The organism is Hartmannibacter diazotrophicus (genome assembly GCF_900231165.1).
In the GTDB taxonomy this organism is placed as follows: domain Bacteria; phylum Pseudomonadota; class Alphaproteobacteria; order Rhizobiales; family Pleomorphomonadaceae; genus Hartmannibacter; species Hartmannibacter diazotrophicus.
This window is the reverse complement of the sequence record NZ_LT960614.1, coordinates 1,850,640-1,868,264: the sequence shown is the minus strand read 5'-3', so window position 1 is coordinate 1,868,264 and position 17,625 is coordinate 1,850,640. Positions and strand designations below refer to the sequence as shown.

The window sequence follows — 17,625 nt, the reverse complement described above, 5'->3', positions numbered from 1 at the left end:
AAAGAATGTAATCGGTTACATCTTTATTTCGAAAAGCCCGAGCCAATCCTTCAAGAGCTGGGCATCGAGATCAACCCTCCCCTCGGAGGGAATGGAGGAAGGAAATGCAAAAGAGCTGGCTTTCACTGGCGACCATGGCGGCCGCCCTCTTCGCGGCGACCGTTCATGCGGACGCCGAGACGTTCAAGATCGGCCTTTCGAACGGCTGGGTCGGCAGCGAATGGCGCACCCAGATGATCGAGGAAGCCGAGACTGCCGCGAAGGCCTGGGCGGAGAAGGGCGTCGATATCGAAGTCGTCGTCCAGAGCGCCAACGTCGACGCGCAGGGCCAGATCGGCCAGATCCGCAACTTCATCAATCAGGGCGTCGACGCGATCATCGTCAACCCCAACAGCCCGACCGCCTTCAGCCCGATCTTCGCGCAGGCCAAAGCCCGGGGCATTCTCGTCATCGCAACCGACGCCGAAGTCTCCTCCAAGGACGCGATCTACGTCGGCATCGACCAGAAGGGCTGGGCGGTCCAGTCGGCCAAGTGGCTCGCCGAAACGCTCGGCGGCAAGGGCAACGTGGTGACGATCAACGGCGTTGCCGGGCATCCGGCCAACGAAATGCGCGTTGCCGGCTACCGCGAGGTGTTCGCCGAATTCCCGGACATCAAGGTCCTCAACGAAGCGAATGCCAACTGGGATCAGGCCCAGGGCCAGCAGGCGATGCAGAACTTGATCGCCACCTACCCCGACATTCAGGGCGTCTGGGTGCAGGACGGCATGGCCGCCGGCGCATGGCGCGCCATCATGGCCGCCGGCAAGAAGGACGAGATTGCCGCCACCGGAGAAATCCGCAAGGACTTCCTGACCGTCTGGAACGACGAGAAGCTCAATTCCGGCGCCTCGATCAACCCTCCGGGCGTGATGGCCTCGGCGCTCAACGTCGCCGTGCTGAAGCTGCAGGGCAAAGAGTTCAAGGACGGGATTTTCGGCGGCGTCTATGGCAATGCCATCTACATTCCGATCCCCTTCGTCTCGAACGAAAACCTTGGCGAACGTCTCGATGAGACCGAGGGCAAGCCCGGCTACTGGTCGGTGACGGCGACCGTGTCGCCCAAAGAGGCCGCGGCCTATTTCCAGTAATGACGTCCGGCTGCCTGTGCATTGAACCGCAGGCAGCCGCCTCCTCGGCTCCGATTTCGCAGAGGCTGCCATGACTTCGGCCATCGAAGCGTTCGACGTCGTCAAGAAATTCGGTTCGGTGCAGGCCGTTTCCAATGGCCGCCTGACCGTCGGACAGGGCGAGATCCATGCCCTGCTCGGGGCCAACGGCTGCGGCAAGAGCACCCTGTCGAAGATCATTGCCGGCACGCATGCGGCAACGTCGGGAACCGTGCTCATCGACGGCAAGCCTGCCGCGTTCGCCAACCCGCGCGAGGCGGAAGAGGCCGGCATCGCGCTCTTCTACCAGGAACTCAGCCTCATTCCGCAGATGACGGTCGAGGCCAATGTCTTCCTTGGGCGCGAGCCGAAAAACGCCGCAGGCTTCGTCGACCGGGAAAAGATGCGGGCGGACACCGAAGCGCTGATCCGCCTCTTCGGCGACGCCGCCGGGAACGGCCTCGTGCCGGACGCGCGGGTCGGCGACCTGCCCCCGAGCCAGCGCCAGATCGTGGAAATCCTCAAGGTCTACGCCAAGGCGCCGAAGATCGTCATCATGGACGAGGCAACGGCGACGCTCGACGGACGGCAGGTGGCCGTCTTTTTCGACATCCTGCGCAAGATGCGCGATGGCGACGTTTCCACCGTCTTCATTTCCCATCGCCTCGACGAGGTCTTCGCCATCTGCGACCGCATCACGGTGATGCGCAACGGCGAGACAGTCGCCGAAGTCGTCACGGCCGAGACCACGCAGGAAGAGGTGGTGCGCCTGATGATTGGCGATGTGCGCCGCGCGGAAAGGCGTTCCGCGCAGGCACAATCCGCAGCCGAGCCCATCCTCGCCATTGACAGGATCGGCGGCGGCCGCCTCAGCGACGTTTCCCTCAGCCTCGCGCCCGGCGAAATTCTCGGCCTTGGCGGCCTGCAGGGTCAGGGCCAGTCGGAACTCCTGCGCGGTCTCTTCGGCATCAAGGAATTTCGCGAGGGCCAAATCCGGCTTGAAGGTCAGGCGACGCGCATTCGCCGCCCGTCGCAGGCCGTCGCCAAGGGGCTCGCCTACATCTCCGGCGACCGGGGAACCGACGCCGCACTGCCCGGCCGCTCGATCTTTGAAAATCTTGCCGCTGCCGTGCTCGTCAGCGAACGCCGTATGATCGTCAGGGCCGGCACGCTCGCGCCACGCCTTGCCGACGTCGCGGCGCTGCTCAAGACCAAATACGCCAGGCTCTCCGATGCCATCGGCACACTCTCCGGCGGCAACCAGCAGAAGGTCTTCATTGCCCGCTGGCTTGCCACCAATCCCAAGGTGCTGCTGCTGGACGATCCGACCAAGGGCATCGATCTCGGCGCCAAGGCGGACCTTTTCGCCCTCATCCGCGAGCTTGCGGACAAGGGCATCGGCATCCTCCTTTATTCTTCCGAGGACAGCGAACTGCTCGACAACTGCGACCGGGTCGCGGTCTTCAACGGCGGCTCGGTGGTGACCGAACTGTCCGGCGCCACCCTCGACACCTTCCATCTCACCCGCGCCGCCTTCGGAGACGCCTGATGAGACTCGCCCTTCCCTCGGAGCGTCCCACCTGGCTCCTCGCCCTCCTGACGTTCCTCATGCTCGTCGCGGTCAACCGGCTTCTGCAACCGGGCTTCTTCGACGTCCCGGTGATGCAGTCGAACCTCACGACCTTCCTGCCGCTTGTCCTCGTCGCCATCGGCCAGACCTACGTGGTGCTGGGCGGCGACATCGACCTTTCGGTCGGTTCGATCGCGGCGCTGGTCAACGTGGTGACGGTCTCGACGATGGCGGGGATGGGCGGCGATGCGCTCTCCATCGTCTTCGGGGTTGCGGCCGGCATGGCCTGCGCCGTCGCCTGCGGCCTCGTCAACGGCCTCCTCATCGGCTACCTCCGCCTGCAGCCCATGGTGACGACCTTCGGAACGGCGATCATCTTCTCGGCCATTGCCCTCTGGATCCTGCCGCAAGCCGGGCTTCAGGTTCCCGAACCCTACTGGGGCACCTACATCGGCACGATCCTCGGCCTGCCGACCGTCCTCGTCGTGCTGCTCCTCGCCGTCGCCTTCGTCCTCTTTCTCGCCCGGCGCCCCTTCCAAGGCTGGCTCACGGCTGTCGGCGGAAACAGGACAGGTGCGTTCCAGAGCGGCCTCGGTATCGAGCGCATCCGCGTTGCCGCCTTCGCGCTCAGCGCCGCCTTCGCCGGCATCGCGGCCCTGTGCCTGACCGGCGAGACGGCGACCGGCGACCCGCTGATCGGGCAAAGCCTCGGGATGGGATCTATTTCGGCGGTGGTGCTTGGCGGAACGCTCCTTTCGGGCGGCATCGGCGGCGCCGTCGGCTCGATCTTCGGCGCCCTGCTCCTCGGCATGATCGGCAACGTGATCTTCTTTGCCGGCCTGCCCTACGAATACCAGACCCTGGTTCAGGGCCTCATCGTGCTCGCCGCGCTCGCCGGCGGCATCGTCGTCGCCCGGCGCTGAAGGAGGAAGCCATGGCCAACGCTACCGCAAACTCCACATCCAGCCAGTCCATCGCAGCCCGCCTTCTGGACGGTCTCCGCGAGCCTCTGGCTCTTGCGATCATGGCGATCGTCGTGATGCTGGCCGTGGGCGAGTTGCTGTCGCCCGGCTTTGCCCGCGGCGACCAGATCATGCGCCTGTTGACGGTTGCGGCGCTTCTGGGGATTGCCGCCGCCGGCCAGAATCTGGTGATCCTTGCAGGCGGCGAAGGGATCGACCTTTCCATCGGCGCCATGATTTCCTTTGGTGCCGTCATTGCCGGCAATGTCATGAACGGCAACGATGCGGCCATTGCCCAGGCGATTTTCGCCGCGACGTCGGTGACCTTCCTCATCGGCCTTGTGAATGGCATCGGCGTCACCGTCGTGCGAATTCCCCCGCTCGTCATGACCCTTGGCATGATGACGGTCATTCAGGGCGGCCTCGTCGTCTTCTCGCAGGGCATTCCCTCGGGCAATGCCGCTCCCTCGCTGATGCAGTTCATCAACCAGCCAGCGCTTTTCGGCCTTCCGGGCATTCTCTTTGCCTGGGCGGCGCTGACGGTCGTCATGATCTTCGTGCTCCGCCGCACAGCCTTCGGCTTCGCCATCTACGCCATCGGCGCCAACCCCAGGGCCGCCCGGCTCGTCGGCCTGCCGGTCGGCGTCATCCGCACGCTGGTCTTCGCCCTGTCCGGCGCATTAGGAGGACTAACCGGCGTGCTGGTCATCGGCTATACGGGCAACTCCTTCATCAGCGTCGGAGACCAGTACATGCTGCCCACGATCATCGCCGTCGTCATCGGCGGAACGTCGCTTGCCGGCGGCACCGGCGGCTATATCGGGACCGTGGCGGGGGCGATCGCGCTCGTCCTGCTGCAGAGCCTCCTGATCACCCTCCACCTGGAATCCTGGGGTCGCCAGCTCATCTTCGGGGGAACCCTGCTTCTGCTGCTGACGCTCTACGGACGCCAGCGGGCGCTCAGGGCCTGACGATGACCCAAAAGCCCAACATCCGCGATGTCGCAAAGCTCGCCGGCGTTTCCACCGCCACGGTGTCGCGCACGCTGGCGCAGCCCGCGATGGTGAAGGAAGAAACCCGGCGCAGGGTGATGAGCGCGGTCGAGGCCATGGGTTTCGTGCCCAACAGCAGCGCGCGGGTGCTGCGCACGCAGACCAGCAAGACGGTCATCCTGCTCGTCAGGGACATCTCCAACCCCTTCTACCTCGACATCTACAAGGGCGTGGAGGAAGCCGCCTTCGAGGCCGGCTACAAGGTGCTGATGGGCGATGCGCGGGACGATGACGTCCGCATCGAGCATTACATCGATACCGTCCGCGAGCGTCATGCCGACGGCATGATCCTGATGATCGGCCATCTGCCGGAAAAGCTGATCACGGGCGCGGCCAAGTTGCCTCCCATCGTCGTCGCCCTCGAGGCGATCGAGAATCTGGAGCTGCCGACCGTGCGCGTCGACAATGTCGCCGCGGCACGCAAGGCCGTGCGTCATCTGGTCGACCTCGGGCACAGGCGCATCGCCCACATCACCGGGCCGCTCGACGAATATCTCGGCAAGGCGCGTCTGGAAGGCTATCGGCGGGCCCTCGAAGAAGCCGGCATCGCCTTCGATCCGGACCTCGTTCTTGCCGGCGACTTCAGCCTGGTGGTCGGCCACAACCAGACCGAACGCCTGCTCGATCGTCGCATCCCCTTCACCGCCATTTTCGCGGCAAGCGACCAGATGGCCATCGGCGCGGTGACCGCCCTTCGAAGCCGCAGCCTCACCATCCCCGACAATGTCTCCGTCGTCGGCTTCGACGACACGCTGATGGCCTCGATGATCGATCCGGCGCTGACGACCATCCATCAGCCACGCCGGGAAATCGGCCGGGCCGCCATGGGCCTGATGATCGAGCGGCTGACGAAGGCCGGCACGCCGGCGGATCGGTGCTTTCCGACGGAACTCGTCGTTCGAGGTTCGACGGGTCCGTGCGCGGCGACCGTCTCGCCCTAGCGCAGGCCGATCCTTACTTGAAGAACACGCCGCAAGCATTTGTTTTTAGCGTGTTCCTGACCGTAGACGGCATCCCTTTCCGGGGATACCCGAGAAACAGGAAGGTGAGTTGACGTCATGAGGACTCTTAAGGGACCGGGCCTTTTCCTGGCACAGTTCGTCGGCGACAAGCCTCCCTTCGACACTCTCGACGGCATGGCGAAATGGGCGGCCGGCCTCGGTTATGTCGGCCTGCAGCTGCCGACCACGGCCGGCCTCTTCGACCTTGAACAGGCCGCCACATCGAAGACCTATGCGGACGACCTGAAGGGCGGCCTTGCGGAGATCGGCATCGCGATCACCGAGCTTTCCACCCATCTTCAGGGCCAGCTCGTCGCCGTCCATCCGGCCTACGACGGCCTCTTCGACGGGTTCGCCCCGGAAGCGGTGCGCGGGCAGCCGCAGGCGCGGACGGAATGGGCGATCCGCGAGTTGAAGCTCGCCGCGAAAGCGTCCCGGAACCTCGGTCTCGACGCCCATGCGACCTTTTCCGGCGCGCTGGCCTGGCCTTATGTCTATCCTTGGCCGCAGCGTCCGGCAGGTCTTGTGGAAGAGGCCTTCGCCGAGCTTGCCCGCCGGTGGCGACCGATCCTCGATGCCTTCGAGGACGCAGGCGTCGACGCCTGCTTCGAGCTACATCCGGGCGAGGACCTTCATGACGGCGTCACCTTCGAGCGCTTCCTCGATGCCGTGGACAACCATCCGCGCGCCGCGATCCTCTACGATCCCTCGCATTTCGTGCTGCAGGCGCTCGACTATCTCGACTTCCTCGACATCTACCACGAGCGCGTGAAGGCCTTTCACGTCAAGGACGCCGAGCTTCGCCCGACCGGCCGCTCGGGCGTCTACGGCGGCTATCAGGGCTGGGTCGACCGCCCCGGCCGCTTCCGCTCGCTCGGCGACGGTATGGTCGATTTTTCGGCCATCTTCTCCAAGATGGCGCAATACGACTATGCGGGCTGGGCTGTGCTCGAATGGGAATGCGCACTGAAGCATTCGGAAGACGGCGCACGCGAGGGCGCTCCCTTCATTCGCGACCACATCATCCGCGTCACCGACCATGCCTTCGACGACTTTGCCAGCAGCGGCACGGACGCCGCCGCGAACCGCCGCCTGCTCGGCATCGACTGAGGAGACGAGGATGAGCAAGACCCGTATCCGTGTCGGCATGGTCGGCGGCGGCGGCACGGCCTTCATGGGCACCGTCCACCGCATAGCCCTTCGCTTCGACGACCGCTACGAGCTCGTTGCCGGCGCGCTTGGCTCCAATCCGGACAAGAGCCGCGCCGACGCCGCGACGCTCGGCATCGCGCCGGACCGCGCCTACGGCAGCTGGCAGGAGATGATGGAGAAGGAAGCCGCGCGCGCCGACCGCATGGACGCGGTGATCGTCGTCACGCCGAACTTCCTGCATTTTCCGGTCGCCGAGGCCGCCCTTAAGGCCGGCTTCCACGTCATCTGCGAAAAGCCGATGACGACGACACTGGACGAAGCCCGCGCGCTCGCCGCCCTCGTGGAGATGAGCGGCAAGGGCTTCTTCCTGACCCACACCTATACCGGCTATCCAATGATCCGGCAGGCCCGCGAGATGGTCGCCGCCGGCGAAATCGGAACCCTTCGCCGCGTCGAGGCGGAATACCTGCAGGACTGGCTGGCCGAGCCCGTCGAGAAGACCGGCGCGGAGGGCGCCGTCTGGCGCACGGACCCCGCCAAGGCCGGCGCGGGCGCCATCGGCGACATCGGCACCCATGCCTACAACCTGGCGGCCTTCATCACGGGCGAGGAGCCGACGCATCTGCTGGCGGAACTGAGTTCCTTCGTTTCCGGCCGCAAGGTCGACGACGACGCCATGATCCTGCTGCGCTACGGCTCGGGCGCCAAGGGCGCCATTCTCGCCAGCCAGGTGCTGACCGGCAACGGCAACAATCTGTCCCTGCGCGTCTACGGCGACAAGGGCGGTCTGGAATGGTGGCAGGAGCGGCCGGAGGAGTTGTGGTTCACCCGGCTCGGCGCGCCGCGCCAGCTTCTGCGGCGGAACGGGGCCGGTTCGACGGCGGCCGCCATCGACGGCAGCCGCGTGCCGGCGGCCCATCCAGAAGGGTATCTGGAAGCCTTCGCCAACATCTACCGGGATGCGGCCGACGCGATGGACAACCCGGCGCTGACCGTCCCGGTCCCCAGCGTGGTTGACGGTGTGCGCGGCCTTGCCTTCATCTCCGCATGCCTTGCCTCGTCCGGGCAAGGCGCAAGCTGGGTCCCGATCGAAAACTGAGAGCGCCGCTCCAGGCCGGCATTCAGAGTTCCAGGGAACCGGCGGATTGACGTCAGGCCCCGCACCGACCTTGAGGAGACGGTGCGGGGCTTTTTGTTGTTGATGTCGGGAGCGGCTGACGGCCTCTACGCCAGCTGGTCGCGGATCGGCAGCGACCTGATGCGCTTGCCGCTTGCGGCAAAGATCGCATTGGTCAGCGCCGGCGCGACCGGCGGCATGCCGGGCTCGCCGACACCGCCAAGCGGCTTGTCGTAGGAACCGCCGATGAGATGGGTGCGAATCTCCTTCGGCGCGGCGTTGATGCGCAGCACCTCATATGTGTCGAAGTTCGACTGCTCGACACGGCCGTCCTTGAAGGAAATCTCGCCGAGCATCGCAAGGCTGAGGCCCTGAATGACAGCACCCTCGAGCTGGGCCCGAATCCGGTCCGGCGTCACGACAGCGCCGCAGTCGAAGGCGATGTCGACGCGCGGGATGGTGAAAGCACCATTCTCGCCCATCGCCACCTCGACCACCACCGCCGCATAGCTGACGAAGCTGCGGTGCGCGGCAATGCCGCGCCCGTGACCTGCCGGCAGTTCCCTGCCCCAGTCCGCTTCGCTCGCCGCCCGCTCGATCACGCCGCGCAGGCGCGCGGTATCAAGCGGGTAGAGCTTGGGATCCTCGCCGTAGTTCCAGATTTCGCCCCAGCGATCCGCCAGCGCGATGCGGTCCGGGCCGATCACTTCCAGAAGATAGTCCTTCGGGTCGCGCCCGGCCTCCGCGGCGAGCTCCGAAATAAAACTCTGGACGGCGAATGCATGGGGCAGATTGGCGACCGACCGGAACCAGCCGATGCGGGTATGCGCCGGTGCTTCAGGGTTCTCGACGCGGAAATTGGGGATGTCGAACGGCAGATCGACAACGCCCATGCCGAGTTCGAACGCGGCTTCATGAACCATGTTGGGCGCGAAGATCGAAGTGATCGAAGGCGCCGCCGTGCGGTACAGCCAGGCGACCGGCTTGCCCGTCTCGTCAAGCCCGGCTTCCAGCCGTCCGACCGAGGCCGTGTGGAAGAAGCTGTGATGGATGTCGTCCTCGCGGGTGAAGGACAGTTTCACCGGCCGTCCCTCCATCGCATGGGACAGGATCGCGGCCTCACTGGCGAAATCCGGCTTCGACTTGCGGCCAAAGCCGCCGCCGAGCAGCAACGTATGCACGGTGACCTTTTCGAGCGGCATCTTGAACCGCTTGGACAGGTCCCCGCGAATGGCTTCCGGTGCCTGAACGCTGCACCAGACTTCGCAGCTCTCGCTCGTCACACGCGCCGTCGCGGTCGGCGGCTCCATGGGAGCCTGTGCCTGGTGCGGCATGTAATAGGTCGCCTCGACGCGCTTTGCCGCCTTTTCGAGCGCGGCGTAGGCATCGCCGTCATTGCGGACGACCTGGGCCTCTTTCGTCGTCGCCTCTTCGAGCATCTTGCGGTACCCGGCGGAGTCGTAGGTTCCGTTGGGTCCGAGATCCCAGTCGATCTGCAGCAGCGAGCGGCCCTTGATGGCCGCGAAGGTGTTCTCGGCGACGACACCGATGCCACCGAGAGGGTTGAAGGCGGACGGAAGGTCCGGCGCATCGATCGGCACGACCTTCAGGACACCGGGAACCTTCAGCGTTTCGCTGGCGTCATAGCTCTTGACCTTGCCACCCAATGTCGGCGGTCGGGCGACCACGGCGAACGCCATGCCGTCGACCTTGGCATCGATGCCATAGACACCCCTGCCGGTCGTGATGTCGAAATTGTCGACGGTCGAGCCCTTTTCATTGCCGATGTAGCGGAAATCGGCCGGGTCCTTGAAGACCAGCGCCTCGCGTGCCGGGATCGGTCGGGCGGACGCGCCCTTGGCAAGTGCGCCGAAGCCGAGGCGCCGGCCGCTCGCCTCGTGGACGATCTCATGGTTCTCGGCCTTGACCTCCTTGACGTCGACGCCCCACTGCGCCGCCGCTTCCTGTTCGAGCATCTGCCGGGCCGCCGCACCAATGCGCCTCAGCGCGCCGAAATGCTGGCGCATGCTGCGCGAACCGTCGGTATTCTGGTTGCCGTAGAGCGCCTCGTTGCCCGGCGCCTGATGCACCGTGACGCGCGCGATGTCGGCTTCCAGCTCATCGGCAATCACGGCCAGCCAGCCCGTGCGCACGCCCTGCCCCATCTCGGCGCGATTGCAAAGCAGCGTCACCGAGCCGTCGTCCGCGATCGACAAGAAGACATGCGGATCGTCCTTGAGACCTCCCGGCATGCCGTCGCCACCGTATTTCGGCGGCTCTTCCTGGGCCTGCACCGGCCGGATGCGCGCCGCGAGTACGAAGGTTCCCGCGGCCAGGCCCAGAAGCGCCGAGCGGCGGCTGATGTTCAAGACGCCGGAAGCCGGCTGTTCAGTCACGTTGATCGTCATGGCTCATTCCCCCGCGGCTGCGAGCTTGATGGCGGCGCGGATGCGGGGATAGGTCCCGCAACGGCAGATGTTGCCGCTCATCGCCGTGTCGATGTCGTCGTCGGTGGGGTTCGGCGTATCATTGAGAAGGGAGGCCGCCTGCATGATCTGGCCGACCTGGCAGTAGCCGCATTGGGCGACATTCAGATCCCGCCATGCCTTCTGGACGGGGTGCATGCCATCGGGGGAGAGACCTTCGATGGTCACGACCTCCGTACCGTCGATATCGCTCATGAAGGTCTGGCAGGAACGGACCGCAATCCCGTCGAGATGGACGGTGCACGCGCCACACAGCGCCTCGCCGCATCCGAACTTCGTCCCCGTCAGGCCCGCCACGTCGCGAAGGAACCAGAGCAACGGCATTTCCGGATCGCCGTCGAATGTGTGAGGTGATCCATTGATGGTGAATGCAACCATGGAATTCGTCTCCGCATACCACAATCGAAGCGAGCCAATGCGCCGCCTTTGATTGCTCAAAACGCTGAAGGTTCCCGGCAGACACTGCGCGGAACCGTGGGGAACAAGGACGGATCTGCCGCCATCGTCCGAAAGCTCTTGAAAGCCGTGACACCGCGGGGTCATGGACGCCGCGCCTGGTCACGTCATCGACCGCTCATTCGATCTGTTTCAATGTAGAAACCTTCGACCCGATGACCAGTGCCGGCATTTCGATAACTCTCATCAATGCCGCTAATGCATTCGGCCTTCGGACGGGCTCGCCATGGCATGCAGCGCCACCTTGACGAAAAATGCCCGATCCGGGCGAACCCGTTCGGGCACTTGTTTCTCCGCTTGCCGGAAGACCGTCGTCCGGCGCCTTGAGCGGCAGGCTCTTGTGGGCGGCGCGAGAGCCGCCATGCGATCCCGGCACCGCCTGCATGCGGATTTCGCAGCCCTCGAATTGAGAAGCAGGGCTTATTGTCCGGTAGCCGACCCTACAGAAGCTGCAGCTGTGCATAACGCGGCTTTTCCGCCCTGCGAAGGACATTCGATTGACGCTGCCGGACCAGACCGCCTCCCGGGACACCTCGCGCATGGAGGCGGGGCTCGTGATCCTGGCGCTTGCCGTCGGCAGTTTTGCCATCGGCACGGGCGAGTTCGCGATCATGGGCCTGTTGCCGACGCTTGCCGAAGGCATGGGGGTCACGACGGCCGAGGCAGGGCATGCCATCAGCGCCTATGCGCTCGGCGTCGTCGTCGGCGCTCCATTGATCGCCGTGCTCTCGGCCAAGCTTCCCCGCAAGACGCTGCTTCTCGGCCTGATGGCGATATTCGCCGTCGGCAATGTCGCAAGCGCTTTCGCGCCGGACTTCACGTCTTTCACCGTTCTGCGCTTCTTCAGCGGTCTGCCGCACGGCGCTTATTTCGGCGTCGCGGCGCTGGTGGCCGCCTCGATGGTCACGGTCGACCGACGTGCCCGGGCCGTCGGCATGGTCATGCTCGGGCTTTCCGTCGCAACCCTCGTCGGAACGCCCGTGGCAACCTGGGCCGGACAGACGTTCGAATGGCGCATTCTCTTCGACGCCGTCGGCATTCTGGGCGCCTTGACGGCGTGTCTCATCTGGCTCCTCCTGCCCAAGGACGACGTTCCGCACGACGCAAGCCCGCTGCGCGAGCTGGGTGCCCTCAAGAACTCCCAGGTTCTCCTGACACTGATGATCGGCGCTGTCGGGTTCGGCGGCCTCTTTGCCGTCTTCAGCTACATCGCGCCGACGGCAACCGGCGTTGCCGGCCTTTCGGAGAGCGCGGTTCCGATGCTCATGGCGCTGTTCGGCGCCGGCATGATCCTCGGCAACACGATCGGCTCGCGCTTTGCCGACAAGGCGTTGATGGCGACGATCTTCGGCGTCCTGGTCTGGAGCGGTGCGGTTGGCCTTCTCTTCTACCTGACCGCCGCAAATGCGGTCATGATCTCGCTGATGTCGTTTCTGGTCGGCGGCTCGGTGGCGCTCGGCCCTGCCCTGCAGACACGCCTGATGGACGTTGCCGCGGATGCACAGACGCTTGCCGCCGCGCTCAATCATTCGGCCTTCAACATCGCCAACGCCCTCGGCGCCTGGCTCGGCGGCATGGCCATCGCGTCAGGCCAGGGCTTCGCCTCGACGGGGCTCGTTGGCGCATTTCTGGCTTGCGCCGGCATTCTGGTTTTCGGCGTCACCCTTTTCGACGCTCGCCGCAGAGCCTTTGCCGCATGATCTCAAGCGCATTGCTTAAATGCGGTTGAATGCAGAGCGTTTGCGGCTCCTTTCCCAAGGAAAGGCCCGCTCGATCTGAATAAGGCGGGCTTTCTGGGGACCGGATATCCCCAATCAGGCGAGTGCGATCTTGCGCCCCTCCACCGCGCTGCGGCGCGCGGCTTCTATCATCGTCATCAGGGTATGCGCGTCGTCCAGCGTGACGGGCGGCGGAGCGCCATCGAGAATGGACGCGGCCACCGCGCGGTAGAAGCATTCGTAGGCGCCCGGCCTGACGGGCATCGTCCGTTCGCTCTCGCCAGCGCCGACAACGACCGAGACGTCCTCGGCCTCGCCCCATCCGGGCTGTCCGGGCCGCAGCCCCGCAGCCAACTGGGGTTCCTGCGGGTCCATGCCGAACTGATAGAGGCTTTCACTCTTGCCGTGCGCGATCAGTCGGGGCCCCTCTTTCGGCACCAGCGTGGAGGCATGCAGAACGACACGAAGACGGCCGTAGTCGAGGACGATGTGGACATAGTCGTCGACCTCGGCGCCCTCGCGCTGGATCGCGATGTCGGCCAGCACCGAACGGGGTTTGCCGAACAGGCACAAAGCCTGGTCCAGCAGGTGCGGACCGAGATTGTAGAGGGTCCCTGCTCCCGGGATAAGGGTCTCGCGCCAGCCGGCCTTGAGTTCCGGACGGAACCGGTCGTAGTGAATTTCGCAATAGCGAACCTCGCCGATGGCGCCTTCGTCCAGCAATTGCCGGACGGTGAGGAAATTTCCATCCCAGCGCCGGTTCTGGAACACGGAGAGATGACGCTCCTTCAGCCGCGCCAGATCGATGAGCGCGTCCGCTTCGCGAACGTCGATGGTGAACGGCTTGTCGACGACGACATGCTTGCCGGCCATCAGGGCCGCACGCGCCAGAGGAGCGTGGCTGGCGTTCGGCGAGGCGATGACGACGAGGTCGATCGCCGGGTCTGCGATGAGCGCCAGCGGATCGGCGACGGTCTCGGCCCTGGCGAATTCGGCCGGCAGCGTGCGTGACGTTGCCACCGCCGCCAGTTCGAAGCGCGGCTCGCTGGCAATGAGCGGCGCATGAAAGACCGAGCCGGCAAGACCGAACCCGATGAGACCGACTTTGAGTTCCGGCACGTTTCGGACCTTTCTTCTGGGGCGGCGATGAGGCATCCAGTCGGTTTACCCCATATCGGACGGTAGCCCATCTTCCATACCGATCCCAACGATCCGCCGACCGAGATTGACGAGGACTGACATGGCCACAGCTTTGAGTATCAAGGACCTCGAACAGCAGGAAGCCGATCTGGTGTTCAAGACGTTCGACGAGGATACGGCGATCATGATCGGCATGGCGCTGGTCGAAGCAGGCAAGGCAAACAAGGCGCCGATCGTCATCGACATCCGGACGCCAGACCGCACCCTGTTTCACGCGGCCCTTGCCGGAAGCGCACCCGACAACGACCAATGGGCGCTGAGGAAGAGCAACTTCGCCCTGCGCATGCATTGTTCCTCCATGCTGGGAGGACGGCGGCTGAAGGAAGCGGGAAAGACGGTTGGCCCGGAACTCGGCCTCGACCTCATCACATACGCCGCCCACGGCGGCAGCGTTCCGATCCGTGTCGCCGGCGTCGGCGTCATCGGCGCGATCACCGTTTCCGGCCTTGCCTCGGCGGAGGATCACTCCATGGTCGTCGCTGCCATGACCGCCGTTCTGGAGACGCTTCGGTAGCGTTCCGGGTCATTCCGCTTAAGGAGAGAGCGGGGGGGAAAATTCCGAAGGCATGTCGGTCGAACCGGCAGGAGACGGTGCGCTCGCACCCAAGCCTGCATGACGGCAAGGCGCTGCCCTAGCGGGACTTCACCTCCGTTTGCGGACATGGCATCGACGACCATCGGCTCTCGACGCACCACGTCAAATCCGACATCCAAAGTACCGATACTCTCCGCCCAAGGACGATTGAAGCAGCACTTTATAGCCGCAGCAACGCCGGCTTTTTCAACAACTTCGGCGCTCGACCTTCGGAGCCGAGCCTTCAGGCTTGATGTCCGGCAGCCTCAAGGATGAGGCGGGTGATCTCGTCGGGATGGGAGATCAGCGACAGGTGGCTGGACTTCAGTTCGATGGTCCTGGCGCCCATGCGCTTGGCCATGAAGCGTTCGAAATCCGGGTTGATCGTGCGATCTTCCGTCGAGGCGGCATACCAAATCGGCCTGGAACGCCAGACGACCTGCATGATCCATCCGCGAACAGCCCATGCACGAGGACCACGTTGCGTGCCGTCACCGGCGTAGACCTCGCGGCGTTGCTGCGGGTGGAGATGAGAGACGCAGCGGCGCCGGCGGCAAGCGCGGCGGAGAACGTGCGCCTGTTCATCATGATTTCGTTTCCTTTTGACCGGCGGTGTCGATGGACGAGAACACATGGATGCACGACCGGATTCTGCCGCCGCGACGCGCCCCTTCAACGGAAAGCGGAAGGCCGCTCACCGTGCGGCCGACCGTGAAAAGGCGCGTCTTCCGCGCTCAGCCGCCCGTGATCTGGCGGCGAACGTCCGCTGCATAGGCCTTGACGGTGAAGCCCTCGGGTAACTCGTCAATCAACACGATATCGGAGATCGCGCTATTCACGCGGAGCGGGAGGATTTTCTGATAGGCTGCCGAGTTGTACCAGTTGTCGGCCTGCTCCCGGCTCGGAAACTCCATCAGCACGACCGCACCCGGCCAGGTGCCTTCCGTGACGGTCGCCGGTCCCATCGCCAGCCACTTCCCGCCATAGGGCGCGACCGTCGCCTCGACCTGATCCAGATAATCGAGGGCGGAAAGGTTGGGCACATCGCCCGGGATGCGAAGGTGGTTGATGAGGTAGGTCGACATGATCGTTGCTCCATGGTTGTTCCGCAGCCGCAGGATGCAGCCTGTCGGATATTGCTCTGGCCCGGCCCGCCGTCATGTAAGTGGAACCTTCGCTCCTTCGACGGGCGACAAAACTGCGGGCCGGACTTCGGGAAAGTTCGGCGAAGGCGGCGAAATGCTTGACGCGCCGTCAGGCCAGTGTTTCGAGATCGGTTCTTTCGAAGGGCTTCAATTCGTCGAGGCGCGCCTCGCGCACCTTGAGTGACCAGTCCGGGTTGCTGATCAGGGCACGCCCGACCGCGATAAGGTCGAACTCGTCTGCCGCCATCCGCCTGAGAAGCTCGTCGAGGCTACCCAATTCGGCACCGTAGGAGCGGCCGCTCAAAGCTTCCATGAAATCCGGTCCGGCGAGCCCCACGGAGCCGACGCTGATTGACGGACGTCCGGTCAGCTTGCGGCTCCACCCGGCGAGATTGAGGTCCGAACCGGCGAATTCCGGCTGCCAGAAGCGGCGGGTCGATGCGTGGAAGATATCGACGCCTGCCTCCGCCAGCGGCGTGAGGATGCGCTCCAACTGCTCCGGAGTTTCCGCGAGGCGCGCGGAATAGTCCTGCGTCTTCCACTGCGAAAAGCGCAAGCTCAGCGGGAAATCCGGACCGATCGCGCGTCGCACGGCGCGGATCACCTCCACCGCGAACCGCGTGCGGTCGGCGGCGTCGCCGCCGAAACGGTCGTGCCGCTGATTGGTCGGCGCCCAGAAGAACTGGTCGATGAGATAGCCGTGGGCCCCGTGCAATTCCACCGCGTCGAAGCCGATGCGCCGGGCGGACGCGGCGGCGCTCGCATAGGCGTCGATCGTCTCGGCGATGTCTGCGTCGCTCATCGTGTGTCCCTGCCCCTCCATCGCCGAAGGCCCTTCGGACGGCGCATCGGGAAAGGGACCCGTACCGGCCGCGCGGGACATGCCCTGATGCCAGATCTGCGGCGCAATCTTGCCGCCGGCGGCGTGGACTTCCGCAAGGACATGCGCCCAGCCGGCGAGGCTGGCCGGCGAATGGAAGTTGGGAATGTCGGGGTTGTTCGAGGCTGCGCGACGGTCGATCGTGGTGCCCTCGGTGATAATGAGACCGACACCGCCCTCCGCCCGGCGGCGATAGTAGCGGGCGACCGCATCATTCGGGATTCCGGATGGGCTGTACTTGCGGGTCATCGGCGCCATGACGATCCGGTTCGGCAGCTCGAGCGAGCCGAGACGGAACGGACGGAAAAGCGGAGAAGTGTCCATCTGTGGTGTCCTTTGAAACGGAAGCCGCCGCAAAGCGCCGCGCCTTAAAGCAGGGATCCCTGTGGTTCAGGTGGTTTGGCCGGGGTCGATGAAGAGGCCTTTTGCGCGGCAGAGCCGTCGGCCGGCGCCTTGCGGCTCTGGCGGGTGACAATCAACTTGAGGGTCGCTTCGAGAAGCTCATCGGCGAGCACGGGATCGTCGGAGAGCCGCGACAGGGTCAGTGCGCCGACCATGGCCGACCAGCTCGCCAGCGCTGCCCGGCGCCGCTCCTGCGGATTGCGCCCTGCGGCGGTTTCAGACAGCGTCTCGATCAGCTTGCGCATCACCTCGGTCATGGCGTGACGCCCGCTATCCGGTCCGCGCACGATCTCCGAACCGAGCGCGGCGAACATGCACCCCTCGCCACGCTGTTCGCGATGCGTTGGCGAAAGATAAGCCGTGGCATAGGCGGCAAGATCGTTCAGCCCGGCGTTCTGCCGCTCGTTCGCGCGCTGTTCCGCGCTGATTTCCAGCGCTTCGGCAACGAGAGCGTCCTTGTCGGCGAAGTGCCGATAGAACCCTCCATGCGTCATTCCTGCGGCCTGCATGACGTCGGCGACCGACACCCCCTGCACACCGCGCTCGCGAAAAAGGGGCGCGGCGGCAGCGAGGATGCGGCGGCGGTTCCTGTCTTTCTCAGCTTGGCTGTTTCGCATGTTCGGCACCTTCTTCTCTACATATAGATGACCATAATCCTCTAAAAAAGATGTCGATCATCATCTATTCGTGATCGCCCTGTCTTCAAGGCTCACCGGGAATGGTCCTGTCCAAGGATCTCGCAACCCGCGCTCACGGCAGGCC

16 protein-coding genes are annotated in these 17,625 nt (G+C 64.9%); 9 read left to right on the top strand and 7 right to left on the bottom strand.

Annotated elements, in window-relative coordinates; genetic code table 11:
- The first annotated feature begins 134 nt into the window (after window positions 1-134).
- From HDIA_RS08715 to HDIA_RS08685, 7 genes are all read left to right on the top strand, one after another.
- On the top strand, window positions 135-1,130 hold the full coding sequence (locus HDIA_RS08715) for an ABC transporter substrate-binding protein (RefSeq protein ID WP_425432942.1): 996 nt from the start codon (window positions 135-137) through the stop codon (window positions 1,128-1,130).
- A 70-nt stretch (window positions 1,131-1,200) separates the two neighbouring features.
- Window positions 1,201-2,697 (top strand): sugar ABC transporter ATP-binding protein, encoded by a 1,497-nt coding sequence (locus HDIA_RS08710; protein WP_099555813.1) that lies wholly within the window; start codon window positions 1,201-1,203, stop codon window positions 2,695-2,697.
- The gene (locus tag HDIA_RS08705; protein WP_099555812.1) at window positions 2,697-3,641 is read left to right on the top strand and encodes an ABC transporter permease; all 945 of its coding nucleotides are present in this window, start codon (window positions 2,697-2,699) and stop codon (window positions 3,639-3,641) included. Before HDIA_RS08710 ends, HDIA_RS08705 begins: the two co-directional genes overlap by 1 nt.
- Window positions 3,642-3,742: 101 nt before the next feature.
- Window positions 3,743-4,651, top strand: coding sequence for an ABC transporter permease (locus HDIA_RS08700; RefSeq protein ID WP_245884274.1), 909 nt, complete (start codon window positions 3,743-3,745; stop codon window positions 4,649-4,651).
- Window positions 4,648-5,673, top strand: coding sequence for a LacI family DNA-binding transcriptional regulator (locus HDIA_RS08695; RefSeq protein ID WP_425432941.1), 1,026 nt, complete (start codon window positions 4,648-4,650; stop codon window positions 5,671-5,673). The genes HDIA_RS08700 and HDIA_RS08695 overlap by 4 nt, the downstream gene beginning before the upstream one ends.
- 117 nt (window positions 5,674-5,790) lie before the next feature.
- Window positions 5,791-6,843 (top strand): sugar phosphate isomerase/epimerase family protein, encoded by a 1,053-nt coding sequence (locus HDIA_RS08690; RefSeq protein WP_099555809.1) that lies wholly within the window; start codon window positions 5,791-5,793, stop codon window positions 6,841-6,843.
- Window positions 6,844-6,853: 10 nt separating this feature from the next.
- Window positions 6,854-7,984 (top strand): Gfo/Idh/MocA family protein, encoded by a 1,131-nt coding sequence (locus HDIA_RS08685; protein WP_099555808.1) that lies wholly within the window; start codon window positions 6,854-6,856, stop codon window positions 7,982-7,984.
- 125 nt (window positions 7,985-8,109) lie between these two features.
- Here HDIA_RS08685 and HDIA_RS08680 read toward each other — a convergent pair whose 3' ends face one another.
- Both HDIA_RS08680 and HDIA_RS08675 read right to left on the bottom strand, forming a co-directional pair.
- Window positions 8,110-10,410 carry a xanthine dehydrogenase family protein molybdopterin-binding subunit gene (locus HDIA_RS08680; RefSeq protein ID WP_173796206.1) on the bottom strand — a complete coding sequence of 767 codons (2,301 nt, stop codon included), beginning with the start codon at window positions 10,408-10,410 and terminating at the stop codon, window positions 8,110-8,112.
- 3 nt (window positions 10,411-10,413) lie between these two features.
- Window positions 10,414-10,866: a (2Fe-2S)-binding protein gene (locus tag HDIA_RS08675; RefSeq protein ID WP_099555807.1), complete on the bottom strand. Its 453-nt coding sequence runs from the start codon at window positions 10,864-10,866 to the stop codon at window positions 10,414-10,416.
- A 617-nt stretch (window positions 10,867-11,483) separates the two neighbouring features.
- Between HDIA_RS08675 and HDIA_RS08670 the strand changes: the two genes are divergently transcribed.
- Window positions 11,484-12,644 carry an MFS transporter gene (locus HDIA_RS08670; protein ID WP_099558782.1) on the top strand — a complete coding sequence of 387 codons (1,161 nt, stop codon included), beginning with the start codon at window positions 11,484-11,486 and terminating at the stop codon, window positions 12,642-12,644.
- Between the two features lie 114 nt (window positions 12,645-12,758).
- Here the strand turns inward: HDIA_RS08670 and HDIA_RS08665 are convergent, their stop codons facing one another.
- On the bottom strand, window positions 12,759-13,781 hold the full coding sequence (locus HDIA_RS08665; protein WP_099555806.1) for an oxidoreductase: 1,023 nt from the start codon (window positions 13,779-13,781) through the stop codon (window positions 12,759-12,761).
- A 121-nt stretch (window positions 13,782-13,902) separates the two neighbouring features.
- On the opposite strand from HDIA_RS08665, the gene HDIA_RS08660 reads away from it, so the two are divergent.
- The gene (locus HDIA_RS08660; protein WP_197708116.1) at window positions 13,903-14,376 is read left to right on the top strand and encodes a heme-degrading domain-containing protein; all 474 of its coding nucleotides are present in this window, start codon (window positions 13,903-13,905) and stop codon (window positions 14,374-14,376) included.
- Window positions 14,377-14,680: 304 nt separating this feature from the next.
- Here the strand turns inward: HDIA_RS08660 and HDIA_RS26030 are convergent, their stop codons facing one another.
- The 4 genes from HDIA_RS26030 to HDIA_RS08640 all read right to left on the bottom strand — a co-directional run bounded on the left by HDIA_RS26030 (window position 14,681) and on the right by HDIA_RS08640 (window position 17,480).
- Window positions 14,681-15,070 carry an alpha/beta fold hydrolase gene (locus HDIA_RS26030; protein ID WP_342748134.1) on the bottom strand — a complete coding sequence of 130 codons (390 nt, stop codon included), beginning with the start codon at window positions 15,068-15,070 and terminating at the stop codon, window positions 14,681-14,683.
- Between the two features lie 100 nt (window positions 15,071-15,170).
- Window positions 15,171-15,521: a DUF1330 domain-containing protein gene (locus tag HDIA_RS08650; RefSeq protein ID WP_099555805.1), complete on the bottom strand. Its 351-nt coding sequence runs from the start codon at window positions 15,519-15,521 to the stop codon at window positions 15,171-15,173.
- Between the two features lie 169 nt (window positions 15,522-15,690).
- The gene (locus tag HDIA_RS08645; RefSeq protein WP_099555804.1) at window positions 15,691-16,785 is read right to left on the bottom strand and encodes an NADH:flavin oxidoreductase; all 1,095 of its coding nucleotides are present in this window, start codon (window positions 16,783-16,785) and stop codon (window positions 15,691-15,693) included.
- 44 nt (window positions 16,786-16,829) lie between these two features.
- Window positions 16,830-17,480 carry a TetR/AcrR family transcriptional regulator gene (locus HDIA_RS08640; protein ID WP_099555803.1) on the bottom strand — a complete coding sequence of 217 codons (651 nt, stop codon included), beginning with the start codon at window positions 17,478-17,480 and terminating at the stop codon, window positions 16,830-16,832.
- Window positions 17,481-17,625: the final 145 nt, after the last annotated feature.